A 19015-nucleotide genomic window follows, 5' to 3' on the forward strand; every position below is an offset into this window, starting at 1 on the left:
GCTCTCTGATGTCCTGGGACAAGATCGTCGTGGATGTCGTCGGGCTCGGGCTGATCGGGTTTATCGTATGGTTTTTCTGGCTCGTCAAAGCCAAGGGAGTAAAGGCCGCCCTGACCAGCGGCGGCTATCAGGAACAACTCGTACTCGTGAAGGGTGGCTACACGCCCGACGTCATTGTTGTAGAGCGCGGGAAACCGGTCCGGCTCAAGTTCGTGCGTCAGGAGTCGGCATCCTGCTCGGAAATGGTGTTGATTCCCGCGTTCGACAAGAACGTCAGGCTTCCAGAGGGTGAGACCGTCCCGATCGAGCTTCTGCCCAAGGAGCCGGGCGAGTACGAGTTCGCCTGTCAGATGGGGATGTTTCGCGGCAAGCTAATCGTGGAGTGAGCGCGTTGAACGCGGGAGGGATGCAATGAACCGGGTCTCGATTGGTCAGCACTGCTATGCGCAATCCACGTACCTGGACGCGTAGCAGGAGATCGTGACGGACGTCGGCTGGCGCGGGATGGTCTCACGCTGGTGAAATCACTCCTGTGAACAGCGTTAGGACGGGACGACTACGTTGCCCGGTTTACTCAATGGTTGGCTTACCGGGCGCCAAGGCTCTCAACATAAAGGAGAAGGTATGCGCACGATACTGACTGTCATTCTTGGCATCAGTGTCTTACTGGGCTGCTTTGCGAATACATGGGCGGAGAACGCCTCCCAGGTGAAGACACTGGAACGCGTCACTCAGAGGCTTGTCGCCCCGCCGTTCCTGCCCGCCCATGAGCAAGTGGCGCAGGGGCCGCCAAAGGTCGTGCAAGTGCGCATGGTAATCGAGGAGAAGCGCATGACAATCAGCCCGGATGGCGCCACGATCTGGGCCATGACCTTCAACGGGAGCGTCCCAGGGCCGATCGTCGTGGTTCATCAAGACGACTATGTGGAACTGACACTGGTCAACCCGACAACGAACACATTGCGGCACAATATCGATTTTCACGCAGCCACCGGAGCCTTGGGTGGTGGAGAGCTGACCCATGTCGCCCCGGGGCAGGAGGTTGTCCTCCGATTCAAAGCGATCAAAGCGGGGGTCTTTGTCTATCACTGCGCCCCTGGCGGACCCATGATCCCATGGCACGTCGTGTCGGGGATGAACGGAGCCATCATGGTTCTCCCGCGAGACGGCCTGCGAGATGCCGAAGGGAAGCCGGTCCGATACGACAAAGCCTACTATATAGGTGAGCAAGACTTTTACATCCCCAAGGACGCGAACGGAAAGTACAAGGCGTACCCGACGCCCATCGCCGGCCTGGAGGATATGCTCGAGGTCATGAGGACCCTGACGCCCACCCATGTGGTGTTTAACGGAGCCGTGGGCGCCCTCACAGGCGAGCATGCCCTAACGGCTAAGGTCGGGGAGAGGGTGTTGTTCATCCACGCTCAAGCCAATAGAGACTCTCGCCCCCATCTGATCGGCGGGCACGCTGACCTGATGTGGAGCGGCGGCTCTTTCAAGGACAGGCCGGCGACGAATCTGGAGACATGGTTCGTGGCAGGCGGCTCTGCGGTAGCCGCGCTGTATCAGTTTCGACAGCCCGGTCTGTATGTTTATCTCAATCATAACCTGATCGAAGCGATGTTGCTGGGCGCAGCCGCCCATATCAAAGTAGAAGGGGTATGGAATAACGATCTTATGGAACAGATCCACAAGCCTGGTTCGATCAAGTAGCAGAAAACCCTTCACTGTCTACAGCGTTTGCATCTACGTCGGGCCCGATTTCGGCAGCGGGCGACGTAAGGCGCTGGGCCGGCACGTGTCAGCGATGACGTGAGTGTTCGATGAGGAGCACGCGGCCAAGGCGGTCAGCTGAAACGTTGCGGGTGTGGACGCCCTGCGGACGCGCCGGAATAGTTATAATGGCACCCCGAGGGAAGGCGTCGACCGGTTGGCGCTTCAACGGTGAGGCATCCGGGAAGATGAGGATCACGCGTAGGCTCCCCGCAGGCATTCGGGAATGATCGTCCTTACGGTGAACTGCGGCAGTTCGTCCGTGAAGTGTCGAGTGTTCGACGCGACGAACCACCAACAACCGGCAGCCGTACGAGTGTTGGCGGAGGGCTCGGTCGGAGGCGTTCCGGAGGATCCCGTGATGGTGCTGCGCACCGAGGCGGGTGACCTGCGGAAGGCGATCGCCGTGGACGACGACGCGGGCGGTGTCCGACATCTTCTCCGAGAGTTGACGGGCGTCTTTGGCCTTTCGCGGATCGAGGCGGACGGCCAGAACACCGAAGGCTCGTGGCGTTCGCATCAGGTACCGCTCGGCGACATGGCCGACAACCCCGAACACCTCCGGCTCCTAGAGAAGTGGCTGAAGCGCTACCGGCCGGAGAAGCTCTTCGACGGGAACGGGGCACTGAGGCCCGAGTTGGCAACCCTCGCGCCAACGGGCGCACGCCGCATGGGCGCTAATCCCCACGCCAACGACGGCCTGCTGCTCAAGGGTCTGACGCTGCCCGACTTCCATGACTATGCTGTGGAGGTGACCAAGCCGGGTGTGCTGGTTGCCGAGGCGACACGCGTCCTCGGGGGCTTCCTACGCGACGTTATGAAACTCAACATGGACGCCCGAAACTTCCGGGTATTCGGTCCCGACGAGACCGCATCAAATCGCCTCGGCGACCTCTTCGAGGCAACTGATCGGACCTGGATGGCCGAGACGCTGCCAGAGGACGACCACCTCGCGCCGGACGGCCGCGTGATGGAGATCCTGAGCGAGCATACCTGCCAGGGGTGGCTAAGGGGTACCTGCTCACCGGTCGCCACGGCCTCTTCTCCTGCTACGAGGCGTTCATCCACATCGTGGACTCGATGTTCAACCAACACGTCAAATGGTTGAAGGTGTGCAATGAGATTCCTTGGCGGCGAGGATCGCCTGGGCCGTCAGCTTCTTGCTGGTGTCGTCGTAGATGTCGAAGTGGCGCTGATCGGCCCGCCAGCCGTCGATGACGGCCTTCTGGGGATCGATGTTCTTCTTGAACTTGTAACGGGCGAAGAGGTTCTCGACGTTGAAGGTGCCGATTCGGATGGTGGCCATAAGAACCTCCTTTATTGGAAGGGATGGCTTTGCGGCTGCTTTTTCGTTGGTGCAAATTTAGACCTGACGTTGCGAAACGTCAAGAGGGATGCTTCTTCAGCTATGGATCGGCCGAGAGCGTCCGTTCTGGGGGAGCTGTAACGGCTGTTCTCAGAGACGATGAAAGTCGGATGCCCCAACCACCTCGCAGTCGATGCCGCCAAAGGTGATGGTGGCCCGTAAGAGCGGGTGATAGGACCGGGGCTCCGGCCATGATATGCTTGCGTGTCTGATAGACCCGCTCATCTTCCCCCTGACCCTCAAGTTCACGAACGCGGGGAAGGAGGCCAGATCCCCTGATCCTTACCTCAACGGATGCGCGATTCGATAGGCCTACTTTTTCACAAGAGCCTGGACTTTCAGGGGGTTTTTCGATAAGTTCCCGGGTAGTGTTCGGTCATGAGAGGGAGCAGGGCGAGATAGTGGAGACCTCTGAGGCGATTAGGATCATTGAGGCGCTGGCCAATGGTGCAGACCCTGTTACCGGCGAACTGCTACCGGAATCGAGCCCCTATAATAACCCACAGGTCATCAGGGCGCTGTTTCAGGCCCTCCAAGCTCTGGAACACCTTAATGAGAGAGGAAGGCGCCAGCGCACCCTCCCCCCTTATGCCGGAAAACCCTGGACCGAGGAGGAGGATCGCCTGCTCGCGGAAGCATTCGACGGCAGTGCCTCGTTGAAGGATCTCGCTCTGAAGCACGGTCGTACTGAAGGCGCCATAGCTGCCCGACTTACTAAGCTTGGCAAAGTATCGGAACGCGCAGAGGCGTATGATCGCGCCGGAAACCCAGGCCAGGGAACATAGCTTCAGCAGGAGCGCTACCGATTCTGCTTAAACTCCAGTCCACTTGTACCGACACGTGTTTTTGCGCAGTTGAATGCGGCAGGCAGGCGGCAAAGGGGCACTTGGCTGAGTGACGTGGCTACAACACCTTGAACCTGGCAGCAATCCTCTCAGTGGCGGGGACATGAGTTGCGGAATGCGTCGACCAACGGCCTCTGGAGTACTGTGAAGAGACAGAATCAAGAAGGTAGGATTGAGGTAGGCAACTTGGATAAAGACTTCGCCCCTGGTGACGTGGTCGCGGGGCTGGACGCGTCCGAACTCGTCGAGATTCAGCGGGTCGCCCCCTTCGGCGGTAAGACGCTCCTTGAGGGAGTCGGGCTTCAGTCCCGCCGACTGGTGAAGCGCCCCTTGGCCACGGAAGAGCTTGCAGCACTCGTCAAGGTACGCGGCGGGCAGCACACGTTCAACGGCGATGCCAGCCTCTTCCTTCTCTGCGCCGAGGCAGAACGTATCCGCATCGCTCACCAGTTTGATCCGCTCTTCGCCGTCAACTCCAGCATCGTTGACCCACTCCCGCATCAAGTGGAGGCGGTCTATCGGTACCTCCTCCCCTTGCCGAGAATCCGTTTCCTGTTGGCCGACGACACAGGAGCGGGTAAGACGATCATGACTGGGCTCTTGATCAAGGAGCTGCTATTCCGGGGAGTGCTTCAGAAGGTCCTGATCATTGTTCCAGGCGGCCTGACGAAGCAGTGGAAGGAAGAGGAGCTCCAAGAGAAGTTCGGGCTTTACGCACGGCTCGTCAACCGCGCGTCCTTCGAAGCAGAACCGGGCCAGTTCTCCCGGTATGAAGACGGCATCTTCGTCACGTCCATCGATTTCCTGGCCCGTAATGAAGGCTGTCTCAAGGCCGCCGCTGAAACCCAGTGGGATCTCGTGGTGGTCGACGAGGCCCATAAGCTCTCGGCCTACGAGTACGGCACGAAGTTGGAAGAGAGCGAGCGGTACAAGGCGGTGAAGGCGCTCACTCGCAAAACTGACCACCTCCTGTTCCTTACGGCGACTCCGCACCGCGGAAGAAAGGACACGTTCCGCCGGCTACTCCTGCTTCTCGATGAGGACCTCTTCCAGAAGGACGAGCATGTTGCCGACCGGGTACGCGAGCAGGCGGCACCCTACGGCGCATCCAGCGAAGAAAACCTCGACACCGAGCGCCCGATCAGCAAGGCGCGGAATCGATTCTTCCTTCGTCGCCTGAAAGAGGAGATGGTTGATTGGGACAACCAAGCGCTCTTCAAGAATCGCCATACGAAGACGACCGGCTATGATCTGACACCGGAGGAAAAGATCCTCTATAACGAGGTGACAAGCTACGTTCGCTCAAAGCGCAAGGAGGCCAAGGCGAAGAAGAACCGGAACGTCGAGTTGACCCTCATGGTCATGCAGCGCCGCCTGGCCAGCAGCCTCTACGCCATCACGCGGACCCTTGATAACCGACTCCGGGCTCTGAATGAGGTCCTCTCCATACTCAGAGATCCCAGCCGTTCAGAGGCGGAGAAAAAGCGACTGTTCCGGGAGACTCCAGACCCAAGCGATCCGCGGGATATCACAGAATACGAGGACCTGACCGAGGAGGAACGCGAGCGGGTCGACCGGCGGATCTTCCGCCAGGTCCTAACGGATGATCCGAACAAGGTCGAGGAAGAACGCGACGAAGTCGAACGGCTCTTCCGGCTGGCCGACAGCCTAAAGCACCACAAGGAGGCGAAGTTTGTCGAGCTTCTCACCGTCTTGGATTCCTCCGATGTGATCCGAGCAGAGGATGAAAAGCTCCTGATCTTTACCGAACACCGCGACACGCTCAACAGCCTTGCCAAGCGCCTCGAGGGAAAGGGGTACACCGTCGCTACGATCCATGGCGGCATGGACGTGGATACGCGCAAACAGGCCCAGCGCACGTTTCGCGCGCGGGCCAAGATCATGGTCGCCACCGACGCGGCAGGTGAAGGCATTAACCTTCAGTTCTGTCGCTACCTCATCAATTGGGACATCCCGTGGAATCCCAACAGACTTGAACAGCGGATGGGGCGCATCCACCGGTATGGCCAGGCCGATGACGTGTGGGTCTACAACTTGGTTGCCAGCAATACTCGGGAGGGATCGGTCCTCCAGAAGATCCTCTCGAAACTGGACATCATGCGCGAACAGATGGGGTCTGACCGAGTCTACGACGTGATCGACGAGTGGCTGGAGGATGTGCCGCTGGTACGACTGATTGAAAGTGCCATTGATGCGGACGATGAATCGGCGAGTTCCAGAGACACCGACGTTGCGCTGGCGGCGGCATCACGCGAGAGGGCCGAGCAGCTCATGGCTATCCAGAAGAAGATCTCGCTTGCTTCACGCCTCGATTTGAGATCCGCCCGCGAGCTGCGCGACGCATCGGACGAGCGCCGACTTCAGCCATTGTTTATCCAGCGGTTCTTTGAACGTGCGTGGACGGCAAGTGGGGGCACCGTCCGTAAGGACGATCACTGTCCGGTCTGGCACATCGGCTCTACGCCAACCGCCCTGCTCGAACTCGCCAGGGAGCAGCGACAGGCTCTATCCGAGAACTACGGTACTCCCTTCGTGTTCGACAAGCAGCTCGTGAGCGTCGCGAGCAAAGTGCGTACCCCTGAGCGCACGAAGCTCATGGGACCCGGGCACCCGCTGTTCGATACCCTAATCGAGTGGGCGATTCGTGAGGCGCGTCAAGCCTTTGCCAAAGGGGCAACCCTCGTGGACCCCAATATCGCCAAGCCACAGCGAGTCTGGCTCGTCCGTTCAACCATTGAGGATGGACGTCGGCAATGGCGTCAGGATCGTCGTAAGCCACCGGCCCATGAGCGGCTGGCCATAGTGGTTCACGACCATATGGGTCTTCGCACGACCTCACCGTCGTACTTGCTCAACTGTACGGCTCCGGAGGCTGCCATCCCGGTTCCCGATGTGGTATCGAAGTCCGCCGAGGAGATTCAGGCATGGGCCTACGAGCAGATCACCGAGCGGCAGCTCGACCAGGTGACAACTATCCGCACTGAGGAGTGCGACCTGCGCCGGGAATACCTGAACACGGCCTTCACGGATCTTATCCTCGACCTGCAGGGAGAACTGAACGACCTTCAGCAGGCACTACTGTACGGCGACGACGATGCTCAGGAACGTGAGCGACTTCAACAGCGAGTTGAAGATCTGAAGGCTCGGAAGGTGGAACGGCTCAAGGAGTTGGAGCTTATGATGAAGTTGACCGCCAACCTTCCCGATCTTCTGACGGAGGCTGTGATCGCCCCGGTTCCTGTGGCGACGGTGGAAAGCGAGGAGGAGGCGCCGGCGAAAGGCTTCCCGATGCGCCGCGACGACGAAGTCGAGGCCATCGCGATGGATGTGGCTATGCGCTACGAGCGCAGTCGTGGATGGACGCCCACAGACGTGAGCCGGGATGGAGAGCACTACGACGTTCGATCTGAGGGGCCGGGTGGCGAGAAACGGTTCATCGAGGTCAAAGGCCGAGCCCAGTCGGGCGCTATCATCCTGACGGGTCCAGAATTGGACAAGTTGGGTCAGCTCGGCGAGCGGGCTTGGCTCTACGTCATTACCTTCTGCAAGGGTGAGCGGCCGCGGTTACGGATTATCCAAGACCCAATTTCGAAGCTCACCCCGGAGATGCTGTACCGACAGATCCAGTACCTCATTGAAGAGAACGACTGGGCGGGACAGGGGGTTGAAGTCGCACCGGACGGATGGTCGGAATGATCGAAGGATTCCTGGCCCGTGACGAGGGTAAGACGCTGGAGTTCAAGGAGAACTGCCGCCCGCTCCAGGGTATCGTGCGGACTGCCGTCGCCTTTGCCAACACTGCGGGTGGTACTATTGTCATCGGCGTGAAGGACAAAACGAAAGAGGTGATCGGCATCGCTGATCCTCTGCTGAACGAGGAGCGGCTGGCCAATGCTTTTGCTGATGGCATCCGCCCGCTGCTGGTTCCCGACATCCAAATCCACGCCTGGCGAAAGCGCCAACTGCTTGTTGTGACGGTGCCGCATGCTGTGGGACCGTTTTACGTCCGCTCCGAAGGGTCTGAAGCCGGTGTCTATATCCGGCTCGGATCGACCAACCGCCCGGCGGGACCGGAATTGCTCGCAGAACTCCAACGCCTGGCCCGAAACACGTTCTTTGACGAGCAACCCTGCTCGGAAACGAACTCGGACGATATTGACGTCCGAGCAGCGTCCGAGTTCTTCGCGGCCGTCTCCAGACCGCTGAGCCCGGCAAAACAGCGGTCCCTGGGGCTGCTGGTGGGACAAGGTACACGAGCAGTGCCGAGTATCGGAGCCGTACTCCTCTTCGGCAAGACGCGGGGGCGCCTGTTCCCCTCGGCTACGATACGCTGCGCGCGATTCCTCGGGAAGGACACAGCCAAGTTCCTGGATCAAACCGAGATTGATGAGTATCTGCCGAAGTCCGTGGACAGCGCGGTGGCGTTCATCGAGCGCCACACGCGGCAGGGCATCGAGATTGGGCGCGTTCGACGGCGCGACGTGCCGGAGTACCCGGTCGAGGCGGTGCGCGAGGCGATCATCAATGCTATCGTCCACGCCGACTACAGCATTGGCGGGGCCGGTACGAAGATCGCCATCTTCGACGACCGGATCGAGATCACGAACCCTGGCTTGCTCCCGTTTGGACTGACGCTGGAGGCCGCTCTGGCAGGTGTCTCACGCCTCCGCAACCGCGTGATTGGCCGAACGTTCCGCGAACTGGGACTCATCGAGCAGTGGGGCTCAGGTCTCGGACGGATCACGGTCGCCTGCGCAAACGCCGGCCAGCCTGCCCCGCGATTCGAGGAACTGGGCACCAACTTCCGGGTCACCTTGTTCGGGGAGCGCGTGAAGGCTCCAGCGCAGCCGGAGTGGCAGTCTGAGTTGCTGGGGTACCTCGCGAAGAAAAATCGAATCTCCACTCGGGTGGCCGGAGAGTTGTGGAAGATTCCCGACCGTACGGCAAGAAGGCGCCTGCGCCGACTGGTTGATGACGGGCTGCTTGTCGAGGTTGGCAGCGGTCCCAAGGACCCGTACCGTGCGTACGTGTTGAGGGAAGAGAGGCGTGGCCGATGAGGAGAGGTATGATCCACGATCCCATCTCGAAGCTCAACCCGGAGATGCTGTACCGGCAGTTGCAGTTCTTGGTTGACGAGAGCAACTGGCAACGCTACGAGATCGAGGCAGGAAATGGCAAAGAACATTCATGAGATTCGGGACCCGATCCACGTATTTGTGAGGCTGGATTCACACGAGCGTCAGGTCCTTGACTCACGTCCGTTCCAGCGTCTTCGGCATATCCACCAGCTAGCGTTGTCTCACCTCGTATACCCGGGGTGCACACACAGGCGTTTCGAACACTCGCTCGGTGTTATGGAGCTAGCCGGTCGCGTCTTCGATGTCATTACACAACAAGACGCAATAACCGATGAGATTAAGCAACAGCTTCCCCAGATATCTTGTACGGATGCGCTTGCTTACTGGAAACGTGTTCTGCGGATGGCCGCTCTCTGTCATGACATTGGCCACTTGCCTTTCTCGCATACATCGGAAGACCTTCTCCCAGCGGGCTGGACTCACGAAATCCTGACGGCGGAGATCATCAAGAGTGCAGAGATGCAGGATATCTGGCAGAACATGACGCCACCGCTCCGGGCTGAGGACATCGTCAAGCTAGCAATCGGCCCGAAGAAAGCTGCTAAGGTTGGGGTTAAGGCGTTCTCCGATTGGGAAGCAATTCTCGCTGAAATCATCGTTGGGGATGCTTTCGGCGTGGACCGAATGGACTATCTTCTTCGAGATTCGTATCACGCTGGTGTAACCTATGGCAAGTTTGACCACTATCGCTTGATCGATACGTTGCGTATTCTTACACCGCCGCCAGTTAAGAAAACGGAGCGGATGGAGGCTGAAGGGCGATCAGCAGACGACAGCAAGGAAGTAATGCTGGGGATAGAGGTCGGTGGTCTACATTCAGCCGAGTCACTTCTGTTGGCGCGGTACTTTATGTTTATGCAGGTCTATTGCCACCCGGTACGCCGCATCTATGATATCCACCTACGGGATTTCCTTAAAGAGTGGCTACCGCACAGTACCTTCAGCACAGACATCGAACAACACTTAGCCATGACGGATATCGAAGTCATGCACGCTCTGCGCGGCGCTTGTTGTGACGAGGCAATTGCGGGCCATAAGCACGCAAAGCTCATCCTGCACCGGAAACACTTCAAGGTTCTATACGCAAGGAACCCAGACGACACACAAAAGAATCCCGACGCAGTTGCCACCATTCACACAGCTGTTAGCGAGCGTTTTGGTGAAGCGAACGTCAGAATAGACACTTATACTCAGAGCGGAGGAGCACCTGAGTTCCCAGTGCTAGAGAATGACGGACGTATTGTATCGTCACTGGCGGAGTCGCAACCCTTGAGGAACCTACCTGTTGTTGCAACGGGTTACGTCTTTATCAACCGGGATTGTCGAGAAAAGGCCAAGGTGTGGCTTGAAGGGAATCGTGACGATATCCTCGCGAAACAGGAGGGGGAGGAGGAAGGATGAGCATGAAACCGAGGCAAAGGCAAGCCGTATTGTTGCAACTGGTCAATGGCATGAGTGAGCATGGTAGTTGGTGCGGAGAGACTCATGTGCAGAAGGCGGCCTATTTTTTGAAAGAACTCACAGCAATTCCACTGGAACTGGATTTCATTCTCTACAAACATGGCCCGTTCTCATTCGATTTGCGGGATGAGCTAACGGCTATGCAGGCCGATGGGTTACTGCAAATGCGCATTCAACAGCCGCCATATGGTCCCTCGTTGAAGCCAACGAACAATGGAGAGGAGCTTATGCGCCGCTGGCCAGTGACGCTGAAGCGAAATCATAAGCGGATCGAGTTTGTGGCAAATCGTCTCGGTCCACTTAGAGTGACGGAGCTTGAGCGCCTAGCAACGGCGCTCTACGTCACGAAGGAAGATCCTGGGATGGATGCTGAGACACGTGCCCAGCGCGTCAATGCGCTAAAACCACATGTATCTGTAATGGAAGCACGGACAGCGATTAATGCTATTGACGATATGATCAAGGAATGTCCAAGTACAATGGCATGAACAACGACTGTCCCCACCTGATCGAGGTGGCGCTTCCGATGCGGGAGATCTCGGCGGAGAGTGTGCATCAGAGGAAGGCGCAGCGTGGGCACATCTCGGCATTACACCTTTGGCGGCCGCGGTTGCGCATTATCCGGGACCCCATCTCGAAGCTCAACCTGGAGATGCTGTACCGGCAAGTCCAGTACCTGGTTGAAGAGGAAGACCGGAGCCGACAGGGTATTGTCGTGCAGGAGGTGCCGTGAGCGAAAAGTCGAAAGACGTAAAGCGGTTTTCCAAGATTGTGCTTGAGAACTGGAAGAATTTTGCGCGTGTTGAAGTACCACTCCAGCGGCGCGTTTTTCTAGTGGGGCCGAACGCTTCAGGAAAATCAAACTTTCTCGATGTATTCCGATTCCTGGGTCATCTGGCGTCTCCAGGCGGAGGTTTTCGAGAAGCCATCATGCGGCGCGGTGGCGTCAGCGCCATTCGGTGTCTGGCGGCGAGGCGCTATCCTGACGTTGCGGTCAGCGTAATCGTTGAGGCGGGCGACGGATCGGCGAGATGGGAATACGAATTGAGGTTTTACCAAGATAATCAGCGCCGGCCGCTTGTCCGCAAGGAGAAAGTGATTCTGGACGGGAACGTACTGCTGAATCGCCCTGACGAAGATGATAAGAAAGACCCGGAGCGCTTAACCCAGACGCACTTGGAGCAGGTCAACGTGAACCGATCATTTCGAGAGATTGTGAGCTACTTCGAGTCGGTACGTTACCTGCACATCGTTCCGCAGCTCGTGCGGGAACCAGATCGCTCGGTGGGGCGACCCAACGACCCATATGGTGGAGACTTCCTGGAACAGTTGGCGAAAACGCAGGAGCGCACCAGAATGGCGCGTCTAAGGCGTATTCAGGATGCACTTCGTGTGGCCGTCCCGCAGCTCAAGGAGATCGAGTTGTGGCGTGATGCTCGGGGCACACCGCATCTGCGCGGCAAGTATGAGCACTGGAGACCCCAAGGAGCATGGCAGACCGAGGAGCAGTTCTCGGACGGTACTCTACGACTGATGGGGCTTCTCTGGGCCGTGATGGAAGGTAGTGGTCCGGTCTTGCTTGAGGAGCCCGAGCTTTCACTCCATCCCGAAATCGTGCATTTTCTTCCGCAGATGTTCGCCCGCGTTCAACGACGAACGGGGAAACAGATCATCCTGAGCACCCACTCGCCGGACTTGCTCCGGGATGAGGGAATCGGGCTCGACGAGGTGCTATTGCTAAGCCCCAGCCTGGAGGGAACTGCGGTCAGGCCTGCAAGCGACTTCGACGAAATACGCCACCTTCTCGAGGGCGGGGTGACGCTTGCCGAGGCTGTGATCCCCAAGACCCGGCCGGAGAAGGCGGAGCAACTGTCGCTCTTTGGGGATCTTTGATATGGCCGGGGAGTTCGTCGTCACGGCTGCGGTGGAGGGAATCGTTGATGAAGCAGTGGTGCGCACACTACTCAACCATGTCGGCGTGACTCCCGGAGATGTCCACGGAAAGAACGGCAAGGCGCATTTGTGTCAGAGGATTCCAGGCTACAACAACGCGGCACGCCATGCGCCCTGGATCGTTCTCGTTGATCTTGACCGCGATGCCGACTGCGCACCACCATTGCGACGCGCTTGGCTGTCCCACCCCGCACCTTATATGTGCTTCCGCGTCGCGGTCCGGGCTGTGGAAGCATGGCTACTCGCGGATGGTGAGCGCATAGCCTCGTTTCTACGGGTGGCCAGGCAAAGGATTCCAACCGACCCGGAAGGCTTGGAGAATCCCAAAGAGACGATGGTCAACCTTGCGCTTCAATCGAGGCGACGGGACGTGCGAGAAGACATGGTTCCTCGTCCCGGCAGCGGCAGGTCGGTAGGTCCCGCCTACTCGTCACGACTCATCGAGTTCGCTGCGAATTACTGGCGCCCGCAAGTCGCCGTCGAGCAATGTGACAGTTTGAGACGGGCTACCGAATGTTTGACGCGGCTCGCGCGAGAATGGTCATCACGGAAGAATGCATGACCGAATTTTGCCCGCGCCTGATTGAGGTAGCGCTGCCGATTCGGGAGATCTCCGCTGAGAGCGTGCGGGACAAGAACATTCACCATGCCCACATCAGCCACTTGCACATCTGGTGGGCTCGCCGGCCCTTGGCGGCTTCACGCGCGGTGGTGTTCGCCTCTCTGGTTCCCGATCCGGACGATCCCCAGTGCCAGGCGGACTTCCGGGCGGCCGTCGAGCGCCATCTCAAAACGCATGTGCCCTCGGAACTGAAGCACTACCGGCGTGGCCGAGAAACCCGCCGGGACGAGGACCCTTACCGTCCCTACGACGGCATGCCGGATACGCTGCGGAACCGGCTCCTGATGTTCATCGCCAAGTGGTCCCCGGAGTCCCTGGCGTTCGATGCCGGAAAGCGACAGAACGCTGCCCCGCCTAAGGAACTCCTCGACGACCGCTCGCTGGTGAAGTGGGAGACCTCTGATCCCGAGAACAATCAGGGTCAGGAAGTTCTTCGGATTGCTCGTGACCTCGTGAGGATCGCCCATGGCGGGAGGACGCCAAGCGTTCTGGACCCCTTTGCCGGCGGCGGGGCGATTCCGTTGGAAGTAGGACGGCTCGGTTGCCGGGCCCTCGCCAATGACTATAACCCCGTCGCGCATCTGATCTTGCGGGCCACGTGTGAGTTCCCGCAGAAGTACGGCAAGCCAGGCAAGAGGAAGGCACTGGTCGAGGAGTTCGGTAAGAAGGTCGAGCGAGAAATCGACGTGCCGAACGTCCTCGTACATGACTTGGAGACATGGGCGAACTGGGTTCTGGAGAGCACGCGGCGGAAGATCGAGCATCTGTACCCTGCTGGCAAGGACGGCCGCCCCGCCCTTGCCTACCTATGGGCGAGGACGGCTCCCTGCTCCAATCCTTCGTGTCAGGGCCAGATCCCGTTGATGCGTAGTCTTGTCGTGTGCAGCAAGGGCAGCAAAACCGCGCTCACGATGAACGTGGACAAGGCGCGAAAGGAGGTCTGCTTCGGCGTCGCCAAGGGTAAGGCCATCAAGCGGACGGAGGGAACGAAGCGGGAACGGGGCCCTGCGATCTGCCCGTTCTGCGAGCAGCCGACCTCTGAAGGGGAGATTCGCGCGGCGGGCCGGGCTGGCAGAATGGGCGAACAGATGATGGCTGTAGTTGTCCAGGGAAAGGGCGAGAAGCACTATCGGGCGGTCGAGGACGCCGACCTCCGTGCGGTGATCACGGCGCAGACAATTCAGACGGCTGGCCCCGGGGAGTACGTAATCCCTGAGATCACGGGGCCGAACGCCTCGGCCGATGCCGGCGGGCACGCAAGCATTCGAGTGCAGCTCTACGGCTTTACCCGCTGGGGTCAGCTCTTCAGCCATCGCCAGCTCGTGGTCTTGGACCACTTGGTGAAGGGCCTTCATCAGGCCGTTGCGGAGATGGAGCGGACGATTCCAGACCTCGAGTATCGGCGTGCGGTTGCCACATACTTAGCTCTTTGGATCGACCGCATTGCCGCGTTCGGAAACACGTTTACGCGCTGGCGTGCAAGCCACGAGAAGAGTGAGACGCCATTCAGCGGTCAGTCGATCCCGATGATGTGGGACTACCCGGAGGTAAACCCGTTTGCTGACTCTTCCGGTACCGCCTCGACACAGCTCGCGTATATGCTCAGGGTTGTCTCCCATGAGCAGACGCACGATTTCGTGCCCACCCCTCGCGTTATCTTAGGGTCAGCGGCGAAGATGGGCGCTGTCGAGTCCTTGTCGTCCGACTGCGTTGTTACCGATCCTCCCTACGGAAACTCGATCGCGTACGCTGATCTTGCTGACTTCTTCTACGTGTGGTTGAAGCGCAGCCTCGGCGATCTATGGCCAGACCTGTTCCGTACACCCCAGACGCCGAAGGACGAAGAGACGACGAGCCACAAGCACCGCCACAATGGTTCTCAAGAACGCGCCAACGTGTTCTACCGACGTCTCCTCACGGAGAGCTTCAGGGAAAGCAAGCGGGCGGCCAAGGATCCGAAACTCGTCACGATCATGTTCGCGCACCAGTCCACGGATGCCTGGACTGCTTTGCTGTCCGCACTCTTTGACGCAGGGCTCTCGCCTGATGCGACGTGGCCGATTGCGACGGAGATGCTCAACACTGCTCTCGCTTTGGGCACCGCGTCGTTGGAGACATCGGTGACCGTTGCCTGCCGCCCGCGGGTTGTTGGGAGCGCAATTGCCTTCAAACAGGTTCGGGTGGAGATCGAAGATGTCGTGAAGCGCTCCGTGAAACGGTTCTGGTCTTACGGCTTTCGGGGCGCTGACCTTATCGTCGCCTGCTACGGCCCCGCAGTCGGTGTCTTCGGAAAGTACGAGCGGGTGGAGAAGGCCGACGGTACGCCCGTAGGGATTCCCGAACTTCTGGAGCTTGCTAAGCAGGCGGCACGAGATGCCATCGCGGGTGAGTTCCGTGGCGATAATCTCTCCACGCTCTACTACGTCTGGGCCAATCTTTACGGCGCGGCGGAGCAAGCGTGGGATGACGCCAGGCTGGTCGTACAGATTGGGGGAGAAGAAGATAACGCCATGGAGATCGCCCGCGGGCACGGGATCTTTGTGGTGGATGGTTCCCGGTGCCGACTTGCCCTTCTCGAAGACCGTGCCAGCCGCCGAGGGCTGGGCATCGATCAGAACCCGCCCCATATCGATGCGCTCCATCGGAGCATGTTCTTCTGGAAGGAAGAAAAGCGCGGGGAGCTGGTCGATTATCTCGCCGAGCGTGACCTCTTGGAGGACGGCCCGTTCTGGAAACTGGCACAGGCGCTCTTCGAGGTCCTCCCCCGCGATTTGGAGGACTGGAAACTGGTCAACGCCCTGCTCGGTGAGCGCCAGACACTGCGAGCTGAGGGCAAGCGTACGGCGTTCAGAAACGCGCAACGGGATCTGTCCTTCGACGAAGGAGGTGAAGAACGATCATGAGCGAAAACCTGAAACCCTGGTACGCCGTTGCGACACCTCACGAGGACATCCGCGAAGGACGTCTCGCAGAGGCCGTCTTCGCCGCGAACGTCTGGGCGGTCGTCCAGGGCACCGCGCCGGAGGTTTACCTTGACCCCGAGGAGTTCTTCCGCAAAACGTATCTGACGACCGGACTGTCCACCGTCCTGAATCGGGTCGCGGGGGCGCTGCGACGCGGCGGGGAGACCGGAGACCGCATTATCAGTCTGCAGACTGCCTTCGGCGGCGGCAAAACGCACACGCTCGTTGCCTTGTGGCATCTGGCGAAACATGCGGATCGGTTGAAGGCGTCACCTCACGCGGAGGGACTTCGGAAGGCCGTCGGCGGGCGACTGCCGGAGAAGGTGAAAGGCGTTGCCGTCTTTACGAACCAGACCTGCGATGCCACCCAGGGACGTAAGGCCCCAGAAGGCATTCACCTACGCACGTTGTGGGGAGAGTTGGCGTTCCAGCTTGGTGGAAAGGCTCTCTACGAACGTGTGCGGGCGAACGATGAGAGCCAGCGCGTGCCGCAGGGGCTCTTCTTCGAGGTTCTGCAGGCCGCTTCCCCGTGCCTGATCCTGCTCGACGAGTTGGCGGACTACTGCGTGGGGGCGGCGGCGGTACCGGTCGGCGATACAAGCCTGGCGGATCAGACCGTCTCCTTTATCCAGCAACTGACCGAGTCCGTGCAGCAAGTCCCGGGCGCGGTCGTGGTCGCCACGCTGCCGGCGAGCAAGTACGAGGTCGCCCAGAGTGAGAAAGGACAGGAGGCCTTCGTAACGCTGGAGAAGCGCTTCCAGCGCCTCGGAGCCGACATCAAACCGGTCTCCGACGAGGAAATCTACGACGTCGTCCGCGCTCGTCTGTTCGAGTCCATCGCGCCAGACAGCGAGTCGGACTATCCGAAGAAGGTCGCCCAGGTCTATCAGGGGATGTACGCGGCCCACGCCGGAGAGGTGCCCTCGGAGGTCGCGAGGAACACGTACCGCGAGCAGCTCCAGCGGGCTTATCCATTTCATCCGCTGCTCATCGATGCGCTGTATACCCGCTGGGGCAGCCATCCTGACTTTCAGCGAACGCGGGGCGTATTGCGACTGCTCGCGAGTATCGTCGGCGACCTCTGGAAGCGCCGCCAGGGGAATACCGAAACGCAGCACTTAATCCAGCCGTGTCATGTCCATTGGTCCGTCGATGCTCTGCAGGCGGCTCTGACACGCCTATGGGGGCCGCCGTACCAATCCGTTGCCGCTGCAGATGTGATTGGGGAGCGGTCGAATGCCGGTATCTTCGATGAGGAGCGTGGCGGCGACTATCGGAGCGAGGCTATTGGGCAAGGGCTGGCATCCGCCATACTCCTTGGCTCCTTCGGCGGTCAGGGCGGTCGGAGCGGGTTTAGCTCCAAGGATCTGAAACTGGCGTGCTCCCGGCATGGTCTGAACTGGAACTATGTCGATGGGGCCTTGCTGGAGTTGGAGAACCGCAGCTTCTACCTCCACACGACTTCGGCCGGAAGCCTGGGTAAACGCTATTGGTTCGGTACGAAACCCGCACTCACCATGTTGGTGGTTCAGTACCGCCAGCAGATGGCCAAGGAGAACTTCGAGGAAGAGATCCTGGAAGACCTGCGGGCCGAGGCACAGAAGGGCGCATTGGCTGGGGCCACATGGCGTGTGATCGTCAACCCAGCGAAGGATCTGCCGGAGCAGAAGTCGCTGACCCTTCTGATTTTACCGCCGTCGCTGGCCTGGGACGAGAACGGGGGTACCAAGGAGGCGATCCGTGAACATGTCAAGTCGATCAGTCTCCGGTGCGGAGCAAAGGATCGCATCTATCGTAACACCCTTCTCTTTCTGCTGGGAACTGTTCGGGGGCTCAATAAGCTGCGGCAAGTCCATCGAGAGTGGACAGCCCTGGATGGGGTACGGACGGACTACTGGGGACAGCTTGACGAAGAGCAACGCGAGGATCTCGGGAGGCGTCTGGACGCAGCACGGCGGGCTACCATGGAGGCGCTGGGTCCCGCGTACACGGTTGCTCTGCGAGTACGCGGACACGAGGTAGAGGCGTGTTCGCTTTCTGATGCGCGGCGTACCTTGCAGGAACACCTCGGCTATCTGTGGACGACGCTCGTCGAGGATGAGGAATGGATTCTGCGAAGCGTCGGCTCGGTGACGTTGGAGAGTACGGGCCTGATCCCGAAGGAAGGCGGATTACGATTGAAGGATGCTGTTGAGGCCTTCCTGCGGTTTACCGACAAGCCGATGGTCGCGACTAGGGAAGCGGTGACGACCGGGCTCGCGCAAGCCTGCGCTGATGGACTGGTAGGCGTCGGTCGTGGTGGGAGCCTCTCGACGCTCCTCGCCCGGTACTGCAAGGAATCGGTCTCACTGGACCCGAGCGAGGATGGTCTCTGGATCATCCCGCCGTTTACACCGGAGCCGGCGAAGTATCCAGAGAGCGCAGAGGCTACAGGCGCCAGAGTCGGTACCGGAGAATCTGGTGCTATAGGAGGAATAAGCCCAGACGCGGCCAGCAGGGACACCTCGGGAACGGCCATCGCGGCGAAGGGCGGGGTCAAGAGCACCGTTCGGCGGTTCGTTGTCCGCGGTAACGTTCCGATCGAAAACTGGGGGGAGCTCTTCCGATGCTTCGTCGGGCCTGCTGCGCGGATGAACCTCAAGAAGCTCCACTTGGGCGTGCAGTTCGAAATGGAGCTTCCTGAGGGAGGGACGTTGAGCGAGAACGATCCGGCATTGAAGGCGATGAAGGAAGCCGCACGGCAACTCGGACTTGCATTAGAAGTATTGGAGGCCGAATTTGATAGGTAGAGGGGCCATGAGGCCCCTTTCTACCCCGATTAGGCTACATAGAGCCGCAGAACGTGATATCATCGGGATTCCCTGTCGGTCTAC

14 protein-coding genes and 1 pseudogene are annotated in these 19015 nt (G+C 59.6%); 14 read left to right on the plus strand and 1 reads right to left on the minus strand.

Going from position 1 to position 19015, the window contains the following annotated elements:
* Window positions 1–8 precede the first annotated feature (8 nt).
* From PHV01_RS04985 to PHV01_RS04995, 3 genes and pseudogenes are all read left to right on the plus strand, one after another.
* A complete protein-coding gene (locus PHV01_RS04985; RefSeq protein ID WP_337290045.1) occupies window positions 9–386 on the plus strand; it encodes a cupredoxin domain-containing protein in 378 nt (125 codons plus the stop codon).
* A gap of 238 nt (window positions 387–624) precedes the next feature.
* Window positions 625–1713 carry a copper-containing nitrite reductase gene (nirK, locus tag PHV01_RS04990; RefSeq protein ID WP_337290046.1) on the plus strand — a complete coding sequence of 363 codons (1089 nt, stop codon included), beginning with the start codon at window positions 625–627 and terminating at the stop codon, window positions 1711–1713.
* Window positions 1714–2251: 538 nt separating this feature from the next.
* A pseudogene (locus PHV01_RS04995) lies at window positions 2252–2910 on the plus strand (phosphoketolase); the annotation flags it as partial.
* On the opposite strand, the gene PHV01_RS05000 reads toward PHV01_RS04995, so the two are convergent.
* Window positions 2870–3079: a hypothetical protein gene (locus PHV01_RS05000; RefSeq protein WP_337290094.1), complete on the minus strand. Its 210-nt coding sequence runs from the start codon at window positions 3077–3079 to the stop codon at window positions 2870–2872. The pseudogene PHV01_RS04995 and the gene PHV01_RS05000 overlap by 41 nt on opposite strands.
* A gap of 461 nt (window positions 3080–3540) precedes the next feature.
* Here PHV01_RS05000 and PHV01_RS05005 point away from each other — a divergent pair, with 461 nt between their 5' ends.
* The 11 genes from PHV01_RS05005 to PHV01_RS05055 all read left to right on the plus strand — a co-directional run bounded on the left by PHV01_RS05005 (window position 3541) and on the right by PHV01_RS05055 (window position 18931).
* On the plus strand, window positions 3541–3924 hold the full coding sequence (locus tag PHV01_RS05005; RefSeq protein ID WP_337290047.1) for a hypothetical protein: 384 nt from the start codon (window positions 3541–3543) through the stop codon (window positions 3922–3924).
* A 246-nt stretch (window positions 3925–4170) separates the two neighbouring features.
* On the plus strand, window positions 4171–7701 hold the full coding sequence (locus tag PHV01_RS05010; RefSeq protein WP_337290048.1) for a helicase-related protein: 3531 nt from the start codon (window positions 4171–4173) through the stop codon (window positions 7699–7701).
* Window positions 7698–9062, plus strand: coding sequence for a helix-turn-helix domain-containing protein (locus PHV01_RS05015; RefSeq protein WP_337290049.1), 1365 nt, complete (start codon window positions 7698–7700; stop codon window positions 9060–9062). The genes PHV01_RS05010 and PHV01_RS05015 overlap by 4 nt, the downstream gene beginning before the upstream one ends.
* Before the next feature lie 8 nt (window positions 9063–9070).
* On the plus strand, window positions 9071–9196 hold the full coding sequence (locus PHV01_RS05020; protein WP_337290050.1) for a hypothetical protein: 126 nt from the start codon (window positions 9071–9073) through the stop codon (window positions 9194–9196).
* A complete protein-coding gene (locus PHV01_RS05025) occupies window positions 9177–10544 on the plus strand; it encodes an HD domain-containing protein (protein ID WP_337290051.1) in 1368 nt (455 codons plus the stop codon). The genes PHV01_RS05020 and PHV01_RS05025 overlap by 20 nt, the downstream gene beginning before the upstream one ends.
* Window positions 10541–11092: a hypothetical protein gene (locus PHV01_RS05030; protein WP_337290052.1), complete on the plus strand. Its 552-nt coding sequence runs from the start codon at window positions 10541–10543 to the stop codon at window positions 11090–11092. The genes PHV01_RS05025 and PHV01_RS05030 overlap by 4 nt, the downstream gene beginning before the upstream one ends.
* Window positions 11071–11337, plus strand: a complete 267-nt coding sequence (locus PHV01_RS05035) for a DUF1156 domain-containing protein (protein WP_337290053.1) — start codon at window positions 11071–11073, stop codon at window positions 11335–11337. Before PHV01_RS05030 ends, PHV01_RS05035 begins: the two co-directional genes overlap by 22 nt.
* On the plus strand, window positions 11334–12497 hold the full coding sequence (locus PHV01_RS05040; protein ID WP_337290054.1) for an AAA family ATPase: 1164 nt from the start codon (window positions 11334–11336) through the stop codon (window positions 12495–12497). Before PHV01_RS05035 ends, PHV01_RS05040 begins: the two co-directional genes overlap by 4 nt.
* Before the next feature lies 1 nt (window position 12498).
* On the plus strand, window positions 12499–13119 hold the full coding sequence (locus PHV01_RS05045; protein ID WP_337290055.1) for a hypothetical protein: 621 nt from the start codon (window positions 12499–12501) through the stop codon (window positions 13117–13119).
* The gene (locus PHV01_RS05050; RefSeq protein WP_337290056.1) at window positions 13116–16082 is read left to right on the plus strand and encodes a DUF1156 domain-containing protein; all 2967 of its coding nucleotides are present in this window, start codon (window positions 13116–13118) and stop codon (window positions 16080–16082) included. The genes PHV01_RS05045 and PHV01_RS05050 overlap by 4 nt, the downstream gene beginning before the upstream one ends.
* Window positions 16079–18931, plus strand: a complete 2853-nt coding sequence (locus PHV01_RS05055; RefSeq protein ID WP_337290057.1) for a DUF499 domain-containing protein — start codon at window positions 16079–16081, stop codon at window positions 18929–18931. The genes PHV01_RS05050 and PHV01_RS05055 overlap by 4 nt, the downstream gene beginning before the upstream one ends.
* Window positions 18932–19015 lie beyond the last annotated feature (84 nt).

Source organism: Candidatus Methylomirabilis sp., assembly GCF_028716865.1.
In the GTDB taxonomy this organism is placed as follows: Bacteria; Methylomirabilota; Methylomirabilia; order Methylomirabilales; family Methylomirabilaceae; genus Methylomirabilis.